Raw genomic sequence first — 20840 nt, 5'->3', positions numbered from 1 at the left:
GGCCGCCCCGCACCCAGGTCAGGTGACGCCCCGCAGCCGAGGCGCCCGCGCGCCCGCGTCCACCGAAGCGCCCTCCCCGCGCTCCACGTCCGCCGCCAGCTCCCGCGCCCAGGCGATCACCGACGGCAGGTCGATCCCGTGCGGCCGTAGCTCACCGCCCGCCGCCCATTCCTCGGCCGCGCCCGCCCCGCGCCGCAGCAGCCGCGCCCCGCCGGTCACGTTGCCGCGCGCGGCGTGGGTGAGCCCCACCGCCATCTGGGCCAGCCCCCGCCACAGCTCCCGCTCCTCCTCGGGACCCGACTTCCAGGCGTCCTCGAACACTTCGTGCGCGTGGAACGGCTTGCCCTCGTCCAGCAGCCGCTGCGCCTCGGCGACGCTCTCCTCCGGCCGCCGCACCACCCCTTCCGGCTGCCGGGGCACGCCCTCCTCGCCGTACGGCAGGGGCCGCCCGAGTCCGTCCCGCGGACGGGCGTTGCGCGCCCGGCCCTCGTCGTCGCGGTCCCGTCCGGCGGCCGCGCGGCCGGTGGACCGGTTGCCGGTGGATGTGCTGTCCGTGGTGCCCATACGGCCGATTGTGCCCCGGCCCGGCGCGCCCGCCCATGCCCAGGCCCCGGCCCGGCTTCGGTCCGGCGCCGGGTGTGCGGTAAAGTGCTCATCGCGCGATCACGCGGTTCACCCGCGCGACGCGCACCGGGACGTGGCGCAGCTTGGTAGCGCACTTGACTGGGGGTCAAGGGGTCGCAGGTTCAAATCCTGTCGTCCCGACTTGCGACAGAGCAGGTCGTCGGGCCGTATCGGAGTTTCCGATACGGCCTTTTCGCGTCCGCGCCTCAGTCGAGCGCGATCCGGGCCCGCACCGGCAGGTGGTCGCTCCCCGTGGCGGGCAGGGTGCCGATCCCGGCCACCGTCGCCGAGCGGGCCATCACCTGGTCGATCCGCACCAGCGGCAGCCCCGCCGGGAAACTGAACGCGAACCCGCGCCGCGGCACCTCCAGCCGGGACGTCAGCGGCTCCAGACCCCGGTCGCCGACCGTGCCGTTCAGATCGCCCAGCAGGACCACCCGCCCCACCGGCTCCGCCGCCACCTCCCGCCCCAGCCGTACGGCGCTCTCGTCGCGCCGGCCGGACGTCATCCCGCGCGGCACGATCCGCACCGACGGCAGGTGCGCCACGTACACCGCGACCTCCCCGTGCGGTGTGGCGGCCACCGCCCGCAGTCCCCGGCTCCACGGCCCGGTCAGGTCGGCCGGCTTGATGTCCAGGGTCCGCGCGCCGCTCAGCGGATGGCGCGACCAGAGCCCGACGGTGCCCCGCACCACGTGGTGCGGATAGCGCGGGGCGAGGACCCGCTCGTACGCGGGCAGCGCGTCCGGCACCAGTTCCTCCAGCGCGATCAGGTCCGCGCCGGAGCCCGCGAGGGCGCGGGCCGTGTCCGCAGGGTCGGGGTTGATGTCGGAGACGTTGTGCTGCACCACGACCAGGTCGCGCGGCCCGGCCGGGTCCGCGGGCAGGAGCAGGTCACCGAAGAGACGCGTCCACGCCGCGACGGGCAGCAGTACGGCCACCAGGACGACGGGCGTACGGCGCACCAGGCCGTACAAGAGCAGGGGGACGACCGCCAGGCCGAGCCAGGGCAGGAACGACTCCAGCAGGCTCCCCACCCGGCCCGGCGTGTTCGGCACCGTCCGGTGGAACGCGAGCAGCCCCGCCGTCAGCACCGCGAGAACCGCGGGCACCCGCCCCCGCGACCGCACCCCTCGGCACCACGCTCCCGCGGACTGCGCGGCTGCTCGCTCCACCCGTGTCTCCCGTCCCCTCGACCCGTCGTCCAGGACGCATCACGGGGCGGATCAGTTGCCGACGGCTCGATGAGCCCCGAGAGCGCTTGACTTGGAGCGCTCTTCAAGAGGAAGACTCCCGGTCCGTGCCCCGGAAGCGGGGCGGGAAACGGGAGGGATCAGGCATGAAGTACCGCACCATCGGCACCGGCCCGAACCGCCGCGAGGTGAGCGTGCTCGCGCTCGGCGCGATGCTGTTCGGGTCGGTGACCGACGAGAAGACCTCCTTCGCCCTGCTCGACCGCTACGTCGAGGCCGGCGGGAACTTCATCGACACGTCCGACAACTACGCCTTCTGGACCGACGGCGGCCAGGGCGGGCAGAGCGAGGAACTGCTCGGCCGCTGGCGCCGCAGCCGCGGAGCCGGCGCCGAGATCGTCGTCGCGACCAAGCTCGGCGCCCGCCCCCTCGCCCCCGGCACGAGCTACACGGACAACCCCGAGGGCCTGTCCGCGAAGGTGATCCGGGAGTCCTCCGAACGCAGCCGGGAGAAACTCGGCATGGAGCGGCTGGACCTGCTGTACGCGCACATCGACGACCACACCGTCCCCCAGCGCGAGACCGTCGAGGGCTTCGGGGCCCTGGTCGCCGAGGGCACGGTGGGGCTGCTCGGCGTGAGCAACCAGGCCGTCTGGCGGGTGGAGCGGGCCCGCGCCCTCGCGGCGGCGGCCGGACTGCCCGGCTACGAGGTCCTGCAGTACCAGCACAGCTACCTGCGGCCCCGCGCCGACGTCCCCGACGACCTCTTCCCCGACGGGAGCCTCGGCCACGCGGGCGCCGAACTGGCCGGCTACCTGCGCGCCGAGCCCGCGCTGACCCTGGTCGCCTACTCGCCGCTGCTCAAGGGCGCCTACGCCCGCCCCGAACGCCTGCCCGGCGACTACGACCACCCGGGCACCCCCGCCCGCCTCGCGGTACTGCGTGACGTCGCCCGGGAGACCGGGGCGACTCCGGGCCAGGTGGTGCTGGCCTGGCAGATCGGTCACGAACTGCCGATTCTGCCGCTGACCGGCGTGTCGTCACTGGCTCAACTGGAGGAGAATCTGGCGGCGGTGGACCTGGAACTGTCGGAGGAGCAGCGGGCCCGGCTGGACGCCGCGCACTGACCCGCCGCCCCCGCCTCACGGTCTGACCAGCAACTGGAAGTCGAAGGAGTACCGGGACGCGCGGTAGATGTGGCTGCCGTACTCCACCGCCCGGCCCGTGTCGTCGTACGCGGTGCGCTGCATGGTGAGCAGCGCCGCGCCCTCCTCCTCGTCCAGGCGGGACGCCTCCTCCGCGGTCGCCGAGCGGGCGCCGACCCTCTGGCGGGCGCTGTGCAGGGTGATGCCCGCCGCGCGCATCATCCGGTACAGGCCGGTCGCCTGCAGGCGGTCGCCGTCCAGGTCGAGCAGGCCCGACGGCAGGTAGTTGCCGAGCAGGGCGACCGGCAGGCCGTGGGTGCGCCGCAGCCGCTCCAGGACGATCACCTCGGCGCCCTCGGGCAGCCCCAGGGCGGCGGCCACACCGGGCGGCGCCGGGACGGTCTCGTTGCGGACCACCTCCGTGGTCGGCGCCTGCCCGGCCGCCTCCAGGTCGTCGTAGAGGCTGGTCAGCTCCAGGGAGCGGCGCACCTGGCTGTGCACCACCTGCGTGCCAACCCCGCGCCGCCGGACCAGCAGCCCCTTGTCGACCAGGGACTGGATGGCCTGGCGGACGGTCGGCCGGGACAGTCCGAGACGCACCGAGAGGTCCACCTCGTTGCCCAGCAGGTCGCCGGGCGCGAGCACCCCGCTGGAGATCGCCGTCTCCAGCTGCTGGGCGAGCTGGTAGTACAACGGCACCGGACTGCCCCGGTCCAGGGCGAAGTCCAGGGAGTGCGTCGCCGGTCCGGCCGCGGCGCGTGCGGGGTCAACGGTCCTCGCCATGGACGTGCCTTCCTGTCGGGGCTCCCGGTCGGAGCGCGGGGACGGGTTCACAGGTGGCGGCGGCGCCCGGCGACCTGGGCGTCGTACCGTTCGCGGGCCCGGACGGCGGCCTCGCGGGTGGCGACCTCCGCCACCGGCACGTCCCACCACGCCTCGGCCGGGGGAGCGGTCGGCGCCGGGTCGGTCTCGACGTACACGCAGGTCGGACGGTCCGAGGCGCGGGCCTCGGCGAGCGCGGTGCGCAGCTCCCGCACCGTCTTGGCGCGCAGCACGTCCATGCCGAGGCTGGCCGCGTTCGCCGCGAGGTCCACCGGCAGCGGGGCGCCGGTGAAGGAGCCGTCGGCGGCGCGGTGGCGGTAGGCGGTGCCGTAGCGCTCGCCGCCGGTCTCCTCGGACAGGCCGCCGATGGAGGCGTAGCCGTGGTTCTGGACGAGCACGACGTTGACCGGCAGGCCCTCCTGGACGGCCGTGACGATCTCCGTGGGCATCATCAGATACGTGCCGTCGCCGACGAGCGCCCAGACGGGCGTGCCGGGCGCGGCCTGCTGGACGCCGAGCGAGGCCGGGATCTCGTAGCCCATGCAGGAGTAGCCGTACTCCAGGTGGTACTGGCGGGGGCTGCGGGCGCGCCACAGCTTGTGCAGGTCGCCGGGGAGCGAGCCGGCCGCGTTGATCACCACGTCGTCGTCGCCGACCACCGCGTCCAGCGCGCCCAGCACCTGCGTCTGGGTCGGCACGGCGGTGTCGTCGTCGGCGCGCAGGGCCGCCTCGACGACCTCGTCCCAGCGCTCCTTTCCCTCCCGGTACTCCGCCTCGTACCTCTCGTCCACGCGGTACCCGGCGAGCGCCTCCCTGAGCCGCTCCAGACCGGTGCGCGCGTCGCACACGAGGCTTCGGGCGGCGAGCTTGTGGGCGTCGAAGCCGGTGATGTTGAGGTTCACGAACGTGACGTCCGGGTTCCGGAACAGGGTGCCGGAGGCGGTGGTGAAGTCGGTGTAGCGGGTGCCGACACCGATCACCACGTCGGCGTCGCGGGCCAGCGCGTCGCTCACCGCGGTGCCGGTGTGGCCGATGCCGCCCAGGTCGGCGGGGTGGTCGTGGCGCAGGGAGCCCTTGCCGGCCTGGGTGGAGGCGACGGGGATGCCGGTGGCGTCCACCAGCGCCCGCAGCGCGTCCTCGGCCTCGCTGTGGTGCACCCCGCCGCCCGCGACGACCAGCGGCCGTCGTGCCGCCCGTACGGCCGCCACGGCCGCGTCCAGCTCCACCGGGTCCGGGGCGGGCCGCCGCACCGTCCACACCCGCTCGGCGAAGAACTCCTCCGGCCAGTCGTACGCCTCCGCCTGCACGTCCTGCGGCAGCGCGAGGGTGACGGCGCCGGTCTCGGCGGGGTCGGCGAGCACCCGCATCGCGTTCAGCGCGGACGCGATCAGCGCCTCCGGGCGGGTGATCCGGTCGAAGTAGCGGGAGACCGGGCGGAGCGTGTCGTTGACCGACACGTCGGCCTCGACGGGGTGCTCCAGCTGCTGGAGCAGCGGATCGGCCGCGCGGGAGGCGAAGTAGTCGCCGGGCAGCAGCAGCACCGGCAGCCGGTTGATGGTGGCGAGCGCGGCGCCCGTGACCAGGTTGGTCGCGCCGGGGCCGATGGACGTGGTCACCGCCTGCGCCGAGAGGCGGTTGAGCTGGCGGGCGTAGCCGACGGCCGCGTGCACCATCGACTGCTCGTTGCGTCCCTGGTGGTACGGCATCGCGTCGCGATACTCGACGAGCGCCTGCCCGAGACCGGCGACGTTGCCGTGGCCGAAGATGCCCCAGGTGCCCGCGATCAGCCGGCGGCGCACGCCGTCCCGCTCGGTGTACTGCGCGGACAGGAACCGCACCAGGGCCTGGGCGGTGGTCAGTCGGCGGGTGGTGGCGCTCATGCGGACCTCTCCGGTGCGGTGTAGAGGGGGAGTCGGGGGTCGACGGGCTGCTCGGGCCAGGTGTCGCGGATCCAGGCGTGGTCGGGGTGGTCGCAGATCAGCCAGGCCCGCTCGGCCTCGGGTCCCGCCATGACGTTCAGGTAGTACATGTGGTGGCCGGGCACCGCCATGGACGGGCCGTGCCAGCCGTCCGGGATGAGGACGACGTCGCCGTCGCGCACCTCCGCCAGCACGTCCGTGTCGCGGCCGGGTCCGGACGGGGAGACCCGCTGGTAGCCGAGGCCCGGCGTGCCGTCGTGGGGGGCGAACTCGAAGTAGTAGATCTCCTCCAGCACCGACTCCTCGCCCGGCCGGTGCTCGTCGTGCTTGTGCGGCGGGAACGACGACCAGTTGCCGCCCGGGGTGAGCACCTCCACCGCGATCAGCTTGTCGCACTCGAAGACGCTCGCCGCGCCGAAGTTGTTCACCTGGCGGGAGCAGTTCCCGGTGCCGCGCAGCTCCACCGGCACGTCCGAGGCCGGCCCGTACCGCGCGGGCAGCCGCCGCGAGCAGCGGGCGCCGGTCAGCGCGAACCGCCCGCCCTCCGCCGAGGACACGGTGACCCGGGCATCGCGCGGCACATAGGCGAAGTCGGTGACGCCGTCGAAGACGCTGGTGCGGCCCGTCAGCGCGAACTCCTCGTGGCCGAAGTCGTCGTCCGAGGCGACCGTGCACGCGCCGGCCAGCGGCAGCACGATCCACTCGCCGTCCCCGGTGTCGAAGGTGTGCGAGCCGCCCGGCTCCAGCCGCAGCACCCGCAGCGAGGAGTACCCCCAGCCGGCGCTGTCCGGGCTCACGTCCACGGCGTACGGGCCGGCGGCGGCCTTGCCCGCGGGAAGGTGATGGGTCATGCGTGCCTCCGTCTGCGTGCGTCGTCGTACGGGCTTGTCACAACAGGCCGACGGCCGTGTCCACCGCCGTCTCCACACTGCCCTCGGCCGGGTAGAGCAGTGAGCGGCCGACGACCATGCCCTGCACGGTGGGCAGCCGCAGCGCCTTGCCCCACCGCTCGTAGGCCGCCTCCTGGTCGCCGACCTCGCCGCCGAGCAGCACCACCGGCAGCGTCGAGGTGCGCAGCACGTCGTCCATGTCGTCGACGTTCTCGGTGACCGGAAGCTTCAGCCAGGTGTAGGCGGAGGTGCCGCCGAGCCCGGAGGCGATCGCGATGGAGCGGGTGACGGCCTCGGCGGACAGGTCGTTGCGGACCCGGCCGTCCACCCGGCGGGAGATGAACGGTTCCACGAACACCGGCAGCCGGCGCGCGGCCATCGCGTCGACGGCGCGGGCGGAGGCCTCCAGGGTGGTGAGCGAGCCGGGGTCGTCGTAGTCGATGCGGACCAGCAGCTTGCCCGCGTCGAAACCGAGCCGCTCGATGTCCTCGGCGCGGTGGCCGGTGAAGCGGTCGTCCATCTCGAAGGACGCACCGGCCAGGCCGCCGCGGTTCATCGACCCCATGACGACCTTGTTCTCCAGCGCGCCCAGCAGAAGCAGGTCCTCGAGGATGTCGGCGGTGGCCAGCACCCCGTCCACGCCCGGCCGGGACAGCGCGACGCACAGGCGTTCCAGCAGGTCGGCCCGGTCCGCCATGGCCAGGCGCCGGTCGCCTATGCCGAGCGCGCCCCGCGCGGGGTGGTCGGCGGCCACGATCATCAGCCGTCCGCTGTCGCCGATCAGCGGACGGCGGGCCCGGCGGGCGGCCGCCTCGGCGACGGCCTCGGGATGCCGGGCGCGGACCGTGGTGAGCTCGGGGATGCTGAGTTTCAAGGAAGGGCTCCGTTCAGGACTGGCTCGGCCGGCCGGCCGCGTCCGGCTGCGCGTCACGTGCGAGGAGGTCCGCGACCTCCGGCATGGTCGGCATCGCGGACGAGCAGGCGAGGCGCGAGGCGACGAGGGCGCCGGCCGCGTTGGCGTGGCGCATGGTCCGCTCCAGGTCCCAGCCGGAGAGCAGACCGTGGCAGAGCGAACCGCCGAAGGCGTCGCCGGCGCCGAGGCCGTTGACCACCTCGACCGGCACCGGCGGCACCTCGGCGCGGCTGCCGTCCCGGTGCACGGCCAGCACACCCCGGGGGCCCTGCTTGACCACGGCCAGCTCCACGCCCGCCGCCAGCAGCGCCTCGGCGCACGCCTCCGGCTCGCGCATCCCGGTGGCGACCTCGCACTCGTCGAGGTTGCCGACCGCGACCGTGGCATGGCGCAGCGCCTCGCGGTAGTACGGGCGGGCCTGGTCCGGGTCCTGCCAGAACATGGGGCGCCAGTCCAGGTCGAAGACGGTGGTGCCGGCCTTGGCGCGCGCCTCCAGGGCGGCCAGCGTGGCGGTGCGGCTGGGCTCCTCGCTCAGGCCGGTGCCGGTGATCCAGAAGATGCCGGCCGCGCGGATCGCCGGCAGATCCAGCTCGTGCGGGTGGATCTCCAGGTCGGGGGCCTTGGGGCGGCGGTAGAAGTAGAGGGGGAAGTCGTCCGGCGGGAAGATCTCGCAGAAGGTGACGGGGGTCGGGTAGGCGGCCACCGGGGTCACCCAGCGGTCGTCCACGCCGAAGTCCTTCAGCGCCTCGTGCAGATAGGCGCCGAAGGGGTCGTCCCCGGTGCGGGTGATCACCGCGGTCGAGCGGCCGAGCCGCGCCGCGGCGACCGCGACATTGGCGGCGGAGCCGCCCAGGAACTTCCCGAACGTCTCCACCTGCGACAACGGCACCCCGGTCTGGAGGGGATAAAGATCGACCCCGATGCGACCCATGGTCACCAGGTCGAAATACTGTGGTGTGTCGGCCATTGAGCGACGCTCCTCGAGCTGCTGGGGATGCGGGGCCCAGGACGCCCTGCCACGGTGGGGACGTGCTTCCGGGGACCTGCCGCTTCCCAGGTGTAGGTCTCGAGGGGCGGCGGTGTCAATAGTTTGTACTTACATTCGGACGAGCGCGTGAAATGATGTCTTAACAAAGTATTGACAGCAGGCGGTTTTCGGGGATTGGATCGCGTCCCAGCACAACCGCCGTGTGTGATGGCACACACCCCGGACTCCCGAGGTTCCGGGCACCGGACTCTCGGACTCCTCGCCCCCTTTTCCCCGTGAAGCACAGTGAGGTGCAGGACTGATGGACCGCTCTTCCCACCCCCGCTCCCGCAGAGTCGCCCCCTTCGTCGCGGCCGCGGCGGCAGCCGCCCTGGCCCTCGCCGGCTGCTCGAGCAGCAGTGGCGGCAAGAAGTCCGAGGAAGGCGGAGCGGACGCCTCGGCCGGCAAGGCCTCGACGCCGCAGATGACGGTTGCGCTGGTCACCCACCAGGCGCCCGGCGACACCTTCTGGGACATCGTGCGCAAGGGCGCGCAGACGGCCGCCGACAAGGACAACGTCAAGCTGATCTACTCGGCCGACCCGAACGCCGGCAACCAGGCCAACCTGGTGCAGAACGCCATCGACCAGAAGGTCGACGGCATCGCGGTCACCCTCGCCAAGCCGGACGCGCTCAAGGGCGTCATAGCCAAGGCCACGGCGGCCGGCATCCCGGTCGTCGGCCTGAACTCCGGACTGAGCGACTGGAAGGACCTCGGGCTGCTGGAGTTCTTCGGGCAGGACGAGACCGTGGCGGGCGAGGCGTTCGGCAAGAAGCTCAACGAGGTCGGCGCGAAGAACGCGGTCTGCGTCGTCCAGGAGCAGGGCAACATCGGTCTCACCCAGCGCTGCGCCGGCCTGGAACAGACCTTCGAGGGCAAGACGCAGGTCCTGAACGTCAACGGCACCGACATGCCGTCGGTGAAGTCGACCATCACCGCCAAGCTGAAGCAGGACTCCTCCATCGACTACGTCGTCACCCTCGGCGCGCCCTTCGCGCCGACCGCGGTGCAGTCCGTCGAGGAGGCCGGCAGCAAGGCCAAGGTCGCCACCTTCGACCTGAACAAGGAGCTGACCGGCGCCATCCAGGACGGCGACATCCAATTCGCGGTCGACCAGCAGCCCTACCTCCAGGGTTACCTCGCCGTCGACGGCCTGTGGCTCTACAAGAACAACGGCAACTACAGCGGCGGCGGCGAGCAGCCCGTCCTGACCGGTCCGGCGTTCGTCGACAAGTCCAACGTCGAGGCGGTCTCCCAGTTCGCCGCGAAGGGCACCCGGTGATGAGCATGGCCCAACAGGCTGAGCCGGCGGCGGCCACGCCGCCGGCCCCCGGCCCCGAGAAGCAGAAGGACGGACGCACCGCGCGGCGCCCGCTGGCGCTGCGGCTGCTCGCCCGGCCCGAGGTCGGCGTGTTCCTCGGCGCGGTGGCGGTCCTCGTGTTCTTCCTGTTCGCCGCCCCGCCGGTGCGCGACGGCAGCTCGATGGCGAACATCCTGTACCAGTCGTCGACCATCGGGATCATGGCGCTGCCCGTGGCGCTGCTGATGATCGGCGGCGAGTTCGACCTCTCGGCCGGCGTCGCCGTCGTCACCTCGGCGCTCACCGCGAGCATGCTGAGCTACCAGCTCACCCTGAACGTGTGGATGGGCGTGATCGTCGCCCTCGTGGTGTCCCTCGCCATCGGCTTCTTCAACGGCTGGATGCTGGTGAAGACCGGGCTGCCGAGCTTCCTCGTCACCCTGGGCACCTTCCTGATCCTCCAGGGCGTCAATCTCGCGGTGACCAAGCTCGTCACCGGCAACGTCGCCACCGACAGCATCGCCGACATGGACGGCTTCGACCAGGCCAAGGCGCTCTTCGCCTCCAGCTTCGAGGTCGGCGGCGTCCAGGTGAAGATCACCGTGGTCTGGTGGCTCGTCTTCGCCGCGCTGGCCACCTGGGTCCTGCTGCGCACCAAGTACGGCAACTGGATCTTCGCGGTCGGCGGCAACAAGGAGAGCGCCCGCGCGGTCGGCGTCCCCGTCACCTTCACCAAGATCTCCCTGTTCATGCTGGTCGGCCTCGGGGCCTGGTTCGTCGGCATGCACAACCTGTTCTCCTTCAACACCGTGCAGTCCGGCGAGGGCGTGGGCCAGGAGCTCATCTACATCGCCGCGGCGGTCATCGGCGGCTGTCTGCTGACCGGCGGCTACGGCTCGGCGATCGGACCGGTTTTCGGCGCCTTCATGTTCGGCATGGTGCAGCAGGGCATCGTCTACGCCGGCTGGAACCCCGACTGGTTCAAGGCCTTCCTCGGCGTGATGCTGCTCGGCGCCGTCCTCATCAATCTGTGGGTCCAGCGCACGGCGACCCGGAGGTGACCGCAATGACCGACAAGACGACCGGCACCGACGGTGCCGTCCGCACGGACACCCCGGCCGACGGGGACCGCCCCCTGGTCGAGCTCCGCGCCGCCGGCAAGTCCTACGGCAACATCCGCGCCCTGCACGGCGTCGACCTGACCGTCCACCCGGGCAAGGTGACGTGCGTCCTCGGCGACAACGGCGCCGGCAAGTCCACCCTCATCAAGATCATCTCGGGGCTGCACCAGCACACCGAGGGCGAGTTCCTCGTCGACGGCGAACCGGTGCGCTTCTCCACCCCGCGCGAGGCCCTCGACAAGGGCATCGCCACCGTCTACCAGGACCTCGCGGTCGTCCCGCTGATGCCGGTCTGGCGGAACTTCTTCCTCGGCTCCGAGATGACCAAGGGCCCCTGGCCCCTGCGCCGCCTCGACATCGAACGGATGAAGAGGACCGCCGACGAGGAACTGCGCAACATGGGCATCGTCCTGGACGACCTGGAGCAGCCCATCGGCACGCTCTCCGGCGGCCAGCGCCAGTGCGTCGCGATCGCCCGCGCCGTCTACTTCGGCGCCCGCGTCCTCATCCTCGACGAGCCCACCGCCGCCCTCGGCGTCAAGCAGTCCGGGGTCGTCCTGAAGTACATCGCCATGGCCCGCGACCGCGGCCTCGGCGTCATCTTCATCACCCACAACCCGCACCACGCCTACATGGTCGGCGACCACTTCAACGTGCTGCGCCTGGGCACCCTGGAGCTCAGCGCCGGCCGCAGCGAGGTCGGTCTCGAGGAGCTGACCAACCACATGGCGGGCGGCGCGGAACTGGCCGCGCTCAAGCACGAGCTGGCGCAGGTCCGCGGCGTCGACACGGAGGGCCTGCCGGAGTCCGGCGACCTCCGGGCACCCACGGCCGCAACCCCGGAAGGGAAGTCCTGACATGGCAGTCGCCCTCGACCGCATCCGGGTCGGTTCCGCGCCCGACTCCTGGGGCGTCTGGTTCCCCGACGACCCCCAGCAGGTGCCCTGGCAGCGCTTCCTCGACGAGGTCGCCGAGGCCGGCTACTCCTGGATCGAACTCGGTCCCTACGGCTATCTGCCGACCGACCCGGCCCGCCTCACCGACGAGGTGCAGAGCCGCGGCCTGAAGGTGTCCGCCGGCACCATCTTCTGCGGGCTGCACCGCGGACCGTCCGAATGGGACGCCACCTGGGAGCAGGTCAGCCGCGTCGCCGCGCTCACCCAGGCGATGGGCGCCGGCCACCTGGTCGTCATCCCGTCGTTCTGGCGGGACGACAAGACCGCCGAGATCCTGGAGCCCCCGGAGCTCACCACCGAGCAGTGGGGCCACCTCACCCGGGGCATGGAGCGCCTCGGCCGCGAGGTGAAGGAGACGTACGGGCTCGACATCGTCGTCCACCCGCACGCCGACACCCACATCGACACCGAGGAGCACGTCGAGCGCTTCCTCGACTCCACCGACCCGGGTCTGGTCAACCTCTGCCTCGACACCGGTCACTACGCCTACTGCGGCGGCGACAGCGTCAAGCTGATCGAGACCTACGGCGAGCGCATCGGCTACCTGCACCTCAAGCAGGTGGACCCGGAGATCCTCGCCGACGTCGTCAAGAACGAGATCCCCTTCGGGCCCGCCGTCCAGCGCGGGGTGATGTGCGAACCGCCGGCCGGTGTGCCGGAGCTGGGCCCGGTGCTGACGGCCGCGCAGAAGCTGGGCGTGGACCTGTTCGCGATCGTCGAGCAGGACATGTACCCGTGCGAGCCGGACAAGCCGCTGCCCATCGCGGTGCGCACCCGCAAGTTCCTCCGCTCCTGCGGCGCCTGACCACCACCCGGACCGGGAGGCGACACACATGAACCGGCGCGAGCCCCTCGGGATCGCCGTGATCGGCGCCGGCAGGATGGGCGCCGACCACGTGCGGCGGATCGACCGGGTGACCAGCGGGGCACGGGTCGCCGCGGTCGTCGACATCGACGAGGAACGGGCGAAGACCGTCGCGGCCGGAATCGACGGCTGCACCGCCCACACCGACGCGGACGAGGCGATGAGGTCGGCGGACGTCGACGCCGTGCTCATCGCCTCGTCCGGGCCCGCCCACGAGGAGGCGCTGCTCACCGCGTTCGCGCACGACCTGCCCGTCCTGTGCGAGAAGCCGCTCACCCCCGACGCGGCCTCCGCGCTGCGCGTCATGGAGGCCGAACAGGCCCTCGGCCACCGCCGGGTGCAGGTCGGCTTCATGCGCCGCTACGACACCGAGTACGTCCGCCTCAAGGCGCTGCTCGGAACCGGTCAGCTGGGCCGGCCGCTGATGCTGCACAACCGCCACCGCAACGTGGCCAGCCCGCCCTTCTTCACCAGCTCCATGCTGATCAGCGATTCGGTCGCCCATGAGGTCGACGTCACCCGCTGGTTGCTGGGCCACGAGATCGCCGCCGTGACGGTGCTGCGGCCGGCCCCGTCCTCCGGCGCCCCCGGCGGTCTGCGCGACCCGCAGTTCGTCGTGCTGGAGACCGACGGTGGCGCGCTCTCCGACGTCGAGATCTTCGTCAACTGCGGCTTCGGCTACCAGGTGCAGGCCGAGGCGGTCTGCGAACGCGGCACCGCCCGCATCGGCGACGGCCACCAGCTGGTCACCAACATGGCCGGACGCTGGGGCGGCACCATCGCCCAGGACTGGACCGAACGCTTCGCCCAGGCCTACGACGACGAGGTCCAGGCGTGGGTCGACGCCACCCGCCGCGGAGAGGTCACCGGACCCGGCGTGTGGGACGGTTACGCCGCTGCGGCCGTCTGTGAGGCGGGGGTCCGGTCGCTGGAGGAGGGTGGCCGGGTCGAGGTCGAGCTCGCGGAGAAGCCGCCGCTGTACGGGGCTGAGGTCTGACGCCTGCGGCGCATCGTTCTGTCCGGTGGGGGTTGCTGTAGCGCCTGGGGGCGGTGGGTGGTGCGGGGCCGGGGTGGGGGCGGGCGTCCTCGGTCCGGCGCGAGAGTGCCGGCTGGAGAGGTGCGGGGCGTTGACGCGCCGGCCGCTGCGGGCGCCCGCCCCCACCCCGTCCCCTCCCCGCCGCGGGCGGCTGCAGCGACACCGGTGGCGGGCGGCCGCCGCGGGCGGCTGCAGCGACACCGGTGGCGGGCGGCGGCCGCGTGGCGCCAGGTGCGCGAACGTCCCCGGCCCACACCGGCACCGGTGCCTGTTGTACTCAGCGCTCCGTACGGGGCCGTGGGCCCAGCCCGGCCGCCTCATAGCACGCGTCCACCAGACGCATCGTCTCCAGCGCGTCGTCCGCGGACAGAGGAAGCGGCGTCCCCAGGCGCACCCGTGCGGCGAACGCCTCCAGCTGGTAGGCGTGCGACGACCGCGTGCCCAGGTGCTCCGTGCGCTCGCCGTCGGCGGTGCGGACGACGACCCGGTCGTCCTGGTGCGGCAGCACGAAATTCGGGGCCGTCGCCTCGCCCCGCGTGCCGACGATCCGCAGGCTCATCTCCAACCGGTCGTACGCCATGTGGCACCGCGCCGTACCCGTCGCGCCGTCCACGGCCCGTGCAGCCCGTTGGCGAGGGGGTTGTAGACCACCTCGACCTCGGGGTCGGCGAGCAGCTCGGCGTACGAGCCGTGGGTCCGCTCCACACCGTGCGCGGCGGCGAAGGCGTCGGCGCGGGACCGGTCGCGGGCGGCCACCGCGACCAGGCGGTGCCCGCCGGACCGGGCCGGGGCGACGAGGGCGCGCCCGGTGATCCGCGCGGCCCCCAGGATGCCGATGCGCAGCGGCTGCGGAGCGGACTCGCTCATGCCTGCCGTACCTCCTCGAGGGTGACGGGACGGTGCTCGTGCAGCGACAGTGTGCACGCCTCGGCGATCCAGCCGGCCTCCAGGGCGTCCTCGATCGTGCACGGGGACGGTCGGGAACCCGCCACCACCTCGGTGAACGCCAGCAGTTCGGCGCGGTAGGCGTCGGTGAAGCGGTCCATGAAGAAGTCGTGCGGCACGCCCGCCGGGAAGGTGACGCCGGGTTCGACGGAGCGAAGCGGCAGCTTGTCCTCCAGGCCCACGGCGATGGAGTCGGTGAAGCCGTGGATCTCCATGCGGACGTCGTAACCCCGGGCGTTGTGGCGGCTGTTGGACACCACGGCGATGGTGCCGTCGTCCAGGGTGAGGATCGCGCCCGTGGTGTCGGCGTCCCCCGCCTCCTTGATGAAGTCGGCGCCCCGGTTGCCGCCGGCCGCGTACACCTCGGTCACCTCGCGCCCGGTCACCCAGCGGATGATGTCGAAGTCGTGCACCGAGCAGTCCCGGAAGATGCCCCCGGACGCGGCGATGTACGCGGCGGGCGGGGGCGCCGGGTCCAGTGTCGTCGAGCGTACGGTGTGGAGTTTGCCCAGCTCACCGGAGTGGACGGCCGCGCGGGCGGCGACGAAGCCGGCGTCGAAGCGGCGGTTGTAGCCGATCTGCACCGGCACGTCCCGGCCCGCGACGGCCTTCAGCACCTCGACGCCCTCGGTCATCGTGCGGGCGACGGGCTTCTCGCAGAAGACGGGAACGCCCGCGTCCACGCAGGCCGTGATCAGCCCCGGGTGGGCGTCGGTCGCGGCGGCGACGACCACGCCGTCCACGCCGGCCGCGAGCACCGCCTCGGGGGAGTCCGCGACCTGCGCGCCGAAGCGCTCCACGGCGGCCTTCGCGGCGTCCGCGAACGGGTCGGAGACAACGAGGGACTCGACGGCGTCGAGCCCGGACAGGGTCTCGGCGTGGAAGGCGCCGATGCGGCCGAGGCCGAGGATTCCGATGCGCATGAGGTGGTGCTCCTTGGGTGCGGGTGGTGGGGTGGGGGAAGGTCAGTCGAGGCCGCCCAGGACGTTCTGGTCCCAGTCGATGACGGACCCCGTGACCACCCCGGAGCGGTCGGAGAGCAGCAGGACCACGAAGTCGGCGATCTCGTCCGGCCGGCCGAGCCTGCCCATCGGCAGCCGGGCCGCGGCCCGCTCCCGCCAGTCGTCGCCGGCGCCGTGGAAGGTGCGCTGCGTGGCGTCCTCGCCCTCGGTCGCGGTCCAGCCGATGTTCAGGCCGTTGATGCGGATCCGGTCCCAGCGGTGGGCGTGCGCCGCGTTGCGGGTCAGGCCCATCAGGCCCGCCTTGGCGGCGACGTACGGGGCGAGGAACGGCTGTCCGCCGTGCGCCGAGGAGGTGATGATGTTGACGATCGTGCCGGGCTCGGCGCGCCGCACCATGTCCGCCACCGCCGCCTGCATGGCGAAGAACGGCGCCTTGAGGTTGATCGCGATGTGCTGGTCGAACAGGTCGGGCGTGGTGTCCAGGAGCGTCCCGCGTGAGGTCAGTCCGGCGGAGTTGACCAGGCAGTCGATACGGCCGTACGCCTGCACGACCTGGGCGACCGATCCCTTGGCCTGGTCGGGGTCCGCCAGGTCGGCCCGTACGAACATGGCCTTGCCGCCCTGCCCGGCCAGTTCGGCGACCAGCGCCTCGCCCGGCTCCGGGCGGCGGCCGCTGACCGCCACGACCGCGCCCTCGCGCACCGCGGCCCGTGCGACGGCGGCACCCACGCCCTGGCTGCCGCCGTTGACGAGGACGACCTTGTCGTCGAGGAGTCCCATGATGTCCTTCCGGTTCTTCAGGTCTTCGGGTCAGCTCGCGCGCCGGGCCGTGGCGGCCCGCAGTGCGTCGCGCAGGGTTCGGGGGGTCCAGCCCTCGCGCAGCGCCCTGCGCACCACGTCGGCCTGGGAGAGCGGGGCGAGTCCCTCGACCGGCGGGTCGTTGTCCAGGTTGGTGGGGAACGGGTAGCCCTCGGCGCTCGCCGCGATCACGTTCTCCAGCCACTGCTCCGAGGCGCCCTCGGTCTTGCGGGCCAGCAGCACCGGGTAGACGGCGCCGGCCACGGCCTCCCGGTCCACGGTCTCCATGGCCCGCCCGAAGGCCGAGGACACCTGGAGCAGGTTGGCCGCGCGCCGGATGTCCGCCGAGCGGTTGGCCCCGGCCGCGTGGAACAGCGCCGGGTTGAAGAACACCGCGTCGCCCTTGGTCAGGGGAAGCTGGATGTGGTGGTCGTCGAAGTACGCCTCGAACTCGGGCAACCGCCAGGCGAGGTAGCCCGCCTCGAACTTCTGCGAGTGCGGCAGGTACATCGTCGGCCCCGACTCCACCGGCATGTCGCAGTGCGCGACGGCGCCCTGGAGGGTGAGCACGGGGGAGAGGCGGTGCACGTGCGCCGGGTAGGCGGCGGCCGTCTCGGCGGAGAGGAAGCCCAGGTGGTAGTCGCGGTGCACGGTTTGCGCCGCGCCCCCCGGGTTCACGACGTTGACCTGGGAGGTCACCTGGTAGCCGGGGCCCAGCCAGGCCGTGGAGACCAGGGCGATCATGTCGTTCGCGTAGTAGTCGGCGAACGCCTCCGGGTCGTGCAGCGCGGTCTTCTCCAGGGCGTTCCACACCCGGTCGTTGGCGCCCGGCTTGGCGAAGTGGTCACCGGCGGTGGCGCCCGACGCCCGCTGCTGGGCGATCAGGGCGTCGAACACGGCCGTGGTCCGGTCCACCACCGAGGTGTCGGGGAAAGCGCCGCGGATCACCACGATGCCGGGACCGTCGGCGAGGGCGCGGACCAGCTCCGCCTGAGCGGTGCGGCGGTCGGCGAGCGCGAGCCGCTCGGCGTCGTAGAGCAGCACGTTCCGCTCGACGGCGGAGGCCAGCGGGTACGAGGAGGCGTCGGTCGGCTGCTCGACCAAGGCGCGGAAGGCGTCCAGATCACAGTCCCGCTCCGACAGCCAGGCGGCCGGCGCGGGGGTCTGCACGGAAGACGATGCGGACATGGAATCGTCCCTTCGGGTCACGGAGCGACGCGGGTGATGTCATTCTTGTCAGAACAAACCCCTCGCACCACCATCAGGAACCCATCAAAAACCCCTCAGGAGCAGTCGCATGGGGCACCCTTTCCCGATCCGCGAAATCGCACGTCAGGCCGGATTGAGCGAGGCCACCGTGGACCGGGTCCTCAACGGCCGGGGCGGGGTGCGGGAGAGCACCGCGCGTGAGGTGCACCGGGCCATCGCCGACCTGGACCGGCAGCGCACCCAGGTCCGCCTGGTCGGCCGGACGTTCATGGTGGACATCGTCATGCAGTCCCCGGAGCGCTTCTCCACGGCCGTCCGCGCCGCCCTCGAGGCCGAACTGCCGTCCCTGCACCCGGCGGTGGTGCGCTCCCGCTTCCACTTCCGGGAGACCGGCCCCGCGGAGGAACTGGTCGCGGTCCTCGACCGGATCGCCCGCCGCGGCTCGCAGGGCGTGCTCCTCAAGGCGCCCGACGTCCCCGAGGTCACCGCCGCCGTCGGGCGGCTCGCCGCGGCCGGCATACCGGTCGTCACGCTGGTGACCGACCTGCCGGTCAGCGCCCGCATCGGCCATGTCGGCAGCGACAACCGCGCGGCCGGGGCCACCGCCGCCTACCTCATGGGCCAGTGGCTCGGCGACCGGCCGGGCAACGTGCTCACCAGCCTCTCCAGCGGCTTCTTCCGCAACGAGGAGGAGCGCGAGATGGGCTTCCGCAGCACCATGCGCGCCCGCCGGCCCGGGCGCACCCTCGTAGAGATCGCCGAGGGCCAGGGTCTGGACGCCACCCAGTACGACCTCGTCCGCGCCGCCCTTGCACGCGACCCGGAGATCCGCGCGGTCTACTCGATCGGCGGCGGCAACATCGCCACCCTGCGCGCCTTCGAGGACGCCGGACGCGAGTGCGCCGTGTTCATCGCCCACGACCTCGACCACGACAACACCCGGCTGCTGCGCGAGCACCGGCTGTCCGCCGTCCTCCACCACGACCTGCGCCACGACCTGCGCGAGGCCTGCCACATGGTGATGCGCGCGCACGGAGCGCTGCCGCCCGCCGGACCCACTCTGCCGTCCGCGATCCAGGTGGTCACGCCCTACAACATGCCCGCACCGGCCGTGGCCGGGTGACCCGCCTGGCGTGTAGCGCCCCGCTCCCGGCCGGCCGTGCCTACCGTCGGGCGCATGAGGAAACCGACCACGGAAGGCGGGCCCGACCGGCTGCTGGCGCTCTCCGACGGCGTCTTCGCCATCGCCATCACCCTGCTGGTCCTCGACATCTCCGTGCCGCAGGACCTGGACCCGGCGCGTTTCCACCAGGCGCTCGCCGACACCCTGCCCAACCTGGGCGCCTACGCGGTCAGCCTGGCGGTGCTGGGCGGCTTCTGGCGCGACCACAGGGCCATCTTCCGCCCGGTGCGGCAGGTCGACCCCGATGTGATCGGACTGACCCTTCTCGGCCTGGGCCTCGCCGCACTGCTGCCCTTCCCCACCGCGCTGGTCTCCGAGTACGGCCACGAACGCGTCTCGGTCGTCATCTACTCGGCCACGGTGGCCGCTCTCGGCGCCGTCCACCTCGCACTCGCCGTCGTCGTGGCCCGCCGGCCCTGGCTGCGCGACGGCGCCGACCCCGTCCGGGACGAGTTCCTCTACGCCGTCGACCTGGGCGTCACGGTGGTGGTGTTTGTGGTGACCATTCCGCTGGCCCTGGTCGTGGGGCCCGCCGCCATGTGGTGGTGGCTGGTGCTCTTGCCGGTCAAGGTGTGGCTGGGACGGAAGGAGGACGCGGCGGCGGCCGAGTGAGGGTGCGAGGGCTCACGGACCGGTGTCACGCGGACGCGGGCGTCACGCGGACGCGGGCGTCACGCGGACGCGTCCACCGTCACCCACGCCCGGTCCTCCGCCGACCGCACCATCGCGTCCAGCACGGTCGCGCTGCGCACCGCGTCCGCGACGGTGGCGCCGTACGGGACGCCCTCGGCGACCGACCGCAGGAAGCGGTACGCCTCGATCACCTTCAGGTCGTCGTAGCCCATGGCGTTGGCCGCGCCGGGCTGGAACGCGCCGAACTCGCCGTCGCCCGGCCCGACGTACACCGTGCTCACCGGCTGGTCCTGGTAACCGGTGCCGCGGCTGACGCCCAGTTCGTTCATCCGGCGGAAGTCCCAGAACACCGCCCCCTCGGTGCCGTGCACCTCGAAGCCGTAGTTGTTCTGCTCGCCCACGGAGACGCGGCAGGCCTCCAGGACGCCCCGCGCGCCGGACGTGAACCGGAGCAGACAGCTCACGTAGTCCTCGTTCTCCACCGCGCCCAGCTCGCCGCCCGAGGCGCGGGAGTGACCGGCGGTGGCGCCGGCCGGGCGGGCGCGCTCGGGCAGGAAGACGGCCGTGTCGGCGGTCAGCGAGGCGATGTCGCCGAGCAGGAAGCGGGCCAGGTCGGCGCCGTGCGAGGCGAGGTCGCCCAGCACGCCGCTGCCGCCGCGCTCCCGTTCGTAGCGCCAGGTCAGCGCGCCCTCCGGGTGGGCCGCGTAGTCGCTGAACAGGCGGACGCGGGCGTGCGTGACCTTGCCGATCCCGCCGGAGGCGATCAGCTCACGGGCGGCCTCCACGGCGGGCGCGTTGCGGTAGTTGAAGCCGACCGCGCCCTGGACGCCGGCCTTGGCGACCGCGTCCGCGACCGCCCGGGCGTCCTGCGCGGTCAGCCCGACCGGCTTCTCGATCCAGATGTGCTTGCCGGCCTCGGCCATGGCCACGCCGATCTCGCGGTGCAGGAAGTTCGGCGCGGTGATGCTGACCGCGCCCACCCGGGGATCGGCGGCCACGTCACGCCAGTCGCGGGTCGTCGAGGCGAACCCGAACTGCGCGGCGGCCTCCTCCGCCCGCCCCGGCACCTCCTCGGCCACGGTGACCAGTTCCGGGCGCAGCGGCAGCCCGGGGAAGTGGTGCGCCACCCGGGCGTAGGCCTGGGTGTGCACCCGCCCCATCCAGCCGAATCCGACGACGGCGACGCCCAGCGCATCCACCATGACTGCCTCTCTCCGGCCTGGTCCTGTTCCGCCCGCCCACCTTCGGGCCCGGCACGGTGTCCTGTCAACCGTTTGACAGGACAAATGTAGCCTCGTC

At 72.7% G+C, this 20840-nt stretch carries 19 protein-coding genes, 1 tRNA gene and 1 pseudogene; 9 read left to right on the top strand and 12 right to left on the bottom strand.

The window, feature by feature from the left end:
• Positions 1–18: 18 nt before the first annotated feature.
• Entirely contained in the window at positions 19–564 is a 546-nt protein-coding gene (locus tag ELQ39_RS04300; protein ID WP_242591059.1) for a DUF309 domain-containing protein, read from the bottom strand.
• A 127-nt stretch (positions 565–691) separates the two neighbouring features.
• On the opposite strand from ELQ39_RS04300, the gene ELQ39_RS04295 reads away from it, so the two are divergent.
• Positions 692–765, top strand: a tRNA-Pro gene (locus tag ELQ39_RS04295).
• A 65-nt stretch (positions 766–830) separates the two neighbouring features.
• Here ELQ39_RS04295 and ELQ39_RS04290 read toward each other — a convergent pair.
• Positions 831–1736: an endonuclease/exonuclease/phosphatase family protein gene (locus ELQ39_RS04290; RefSeq protein WP_443334329.1), complete on the bottom strand. Its 906-nt coding sequence runs from the start codon at positions 1734–1736 to the stop codon at positions 831–833.
• A 227-nt stretch (positions 1737–1963) separates the two neighbouring features.
• On the opposite strand from ELQ39_RS04290, the gene ELQ39_RS04285 reads away from it, so the two are divergent.
• The gene (locus tag ELQ39_RS04285; protein WP_242591057.1) at positions 1964–2944 is read left to right on the top strand and encodes an aldo/keto reductase; all 981 of its coding nucleotides are present in this window, start codon (positions 1964–1966) and stop codon (positions 2942–2944) included.
• Positions 2945–2959: 15 nt separating this feature from the next.
• On the opposite strand, the gene ELQ39_RS04280 is transcribed toward ELQ39_RS04285, so the two are convergent.
• From ELQ39_RS04280 to iolC, 5 genes are read right to left on the bottom strand one after another with little or no spacing between them, the layout of a single operon-like run.
• On the bottom strand, positions 2960–3745 hold the full coding sequence (locus ELQ39_RS04280) for a GntR family transcriptional regulator (protein ID WP_242591056.1): 786 nt from the start codon (positions 3743–3745) through the stop codon (positions 2960–2962).
• 47 nt (positions 3746–3792) lie between these two features.
• Positions 3793–5664: a 3D-(3,5/4)-trihydroxycyclohexane-1,2-dione acylhydrolase (decyclizing) gene (gene iolD, locus ELQ39_RS04275; protein WP_242591055.1), complete on the bottom strand. Its 1872-nt coding sequence runs from the start codon at positions 5662–5664 to the stop codon at positions 3793–3795.
• Positions 5661–6554, bottom strand: coding sequence for a 5-deoxy-glucuronate isomerase (gene iolB / locus ELQ39_RS04270; RefSeq protein WP_190001757.1), 894 nt, complete (start codon positions 6552–6554; stop codon positions 5661–5663). Before iolB ends, iolD begins: the two co-directional genes overlap by 4 nt.
• A gap of 37 nt (positions 6555–6591) precedes the next feature.
• The gene (locus ELQ39_RS04265; RefSeq protein ID WP_190001758.1) at positions 6592–7467 is read right to left on the bottom strand and encodes a Cgl0159 family (beta/alpha)8-fold protein; all 876 of its coding nucleotides are present in this window, start codon (positions 7465–7467) and stop codon (positions 6592–6594) included.
• 13 nt (positions 7468–7480) lie between these two features.
• Positions 7481–8473: a 5-dehydro-2-deoxygluconokinase gene (gene iolC / locus ELQ39_RS04260; RefSeq protein ID WP_242591054.1), complete on the bottom strand. Its 993-nt coding sequence runs from the start codon at positions 8471–8473 to the stop codon at positions 7481–7483.
• A gap of 322 nt (positions 8474–8795) precedes the next feature.
• Between iolC and ELQ39_RS04255 the strand changes: the two genes are divergently transcribed.
• From ELQ39_RS04255 to ELQ39_RS04235, 5 genes are read left to right on the top strand one after another with little or no spacing between them, the layout of a single operon-like run.
• Positions 8796–9815 (top strand): sugar ABC transporter substrate-binding protein, encoded by a 1020-nt coding sequence (locus ELQ39_RS04255; RefSeq protein WP_242591053.1) that lies wholly within the window; start codon positions 8796–8798, stop codon positions 9813–9815.
• Positions 9815–10894, top strand: a complete 1080-nt coding sequence (locus ELQ39_RS04250) for an ABC transporter permease (RefSeq protein ID WP_225640018.1) — start codon at positions 9815–9817, stop codon at positions 10892–10894. The genes ELQ39_RS04255 and ELQ39_RS04250 overlap by 1 nt, the downstream gene beginning before the upstream one ends.
• A 5-nt stretch (positions 10895–10899) precedes the next feature.
• Entirely contained in the window at positions 10900–11811 is a 912-nt protein-coding gene (locus ELQ39_RS04245) for an ATP-binding cassette domain-containing protein (RefSeq protein ID WP_190001762.1), read from the top strand.
• Between the two features lies 1 nt (position 11812).
• A complete protein-coding gene (locus ELQ39_RS04240; RefSeq protein ID WP_225640017.1) occupies positions 11813–12715 on the top strand; it encodes a sugar phosphate isomerase/epimerase family protein in 903 nt (300 codons plus the stop codon).
• Between the two features lie 28 nt (positions 12716–12743).
• Positions 12744–13772, top strand: a complete 1029-nt coding sequence (locus ELQ39_RS04235; protein WP_242591052.1) for a Gfo/Idh/MocA family protein — start codon at positions 12744–12746, stop codon at positions 13770–13772.
• 316 nt (positions 13773–14088) lie between these two features.
• Here ELQ39_RS04235 and ELQ39_RS04230 read toward each other — a convergent pair.
• The 4 genes and pseudogenes from ELQ39_RS04230 to ELQ39_RS04215 form a co-directional block, all read right to left on the bottom strand.
• A pseudogene (locus tag ELQ39_RS04230) lies at positions 14089–14678 on the bottom strand (Gfo/Idh/MocA family oxidoreductase).
• Positions 14675–15679 (bottom strand): Gfo/Idh/MocA family protein, encoded by a 1005-nt coding sequence (locus ELQ39_RS04225; protein WP_242591051.1) that lies wholly within the window; start codon positions 15677–15679, stop codon positions 14675–14677. The pseudogene ELQ39_RS04230 and the gene ELQ39_RS04225 overlap by 4 nt, the downstream one beginning before the upstream one ends.
• A 42-nt stretch (positions 15680–15721) precedes the next feature.
• Complete coding sequence (locus ELQ39_RS04220) at positions 15722–16498, bottom strand: SDR family oxidoreductase (protein ID WP_242591050.1); 777 nt, start codon at positions 16496–16498, stop codon at positions 15722–15724.
• 30 nt (positions 16499–16528) lie between these two features.
• On the bottom strand, positions 16529–17704 hold the full coding sequence (locus ELQ39_RS04215) for a phytanoyl-CoA dioxygenase family protein (RefSeq protein ID WP_242591049.1): 1176 nt from the start codon (positions 17702–17704) through the stop codon (positions 16529–16531).
• 109 nt (positions 17705–17813) lie between these two features.
• On the opposite strand from ELQ39_RS04215, the gene ELQ39_RS04210 reads away from it, so the two are divergent.
• Entirely contained in the window at positions 17814–18848 is a 1035-nt protein-coding gene (locus ELQ39_RS04210) for a LacI family DNA-binding transcriptional regulator (RefSeq protein WP_190001769.1), read from the top strand.
• Positions 18849–18941: 93 nt separating this feature from the next.
• On the top strand, positions 18942–19520 hold the full coding sequence (locus tag ELQ39_RS04205; protein ID WP_190002264.1) for a TMEM175 family protein: 579 nt from the start codon (positions 18942–18944) through the stop codon (positions 19518–19520).
• A gap of 59 nt (positions 19521–19579) precedes the next feature.
• Here the strand turns inward: ELQ39_RS04205 and ELQ39_RS04200 are convergent, their stop codons facing one another.
• Positions 19580–20743 carry a Gfo/Idh/MocA family protein gene (locus ELQ39_RS04200; RefSeq protein ID WP_242591048.1) on the bottom strand — a complete coding sequence of 388 codons (1164 nt, stop codon included), beginning with the start codon at positions 20741–20743 and terminating at the stop codon, positions 19580–19582.
• Between the last annotated feature and the right edge of the window lie 97 nt (positions 20744–20840).

Origin of the sequence: Streptomyces sp. GB4-14, from assembly GCF_022696125.1 — a bacterium.
Classification (GTDB): Bacteria; Actinomycetota; Actinomycetes; order Streptomycetales; family Streptomycetaceae; genus Streptomyces; species Streptomyces werraensis.
The sequence above is the reverse complement of the archived record's forward strand: the minus strand, read 5'-3'. Positions and strand labels throughout refer to the sequence as shown.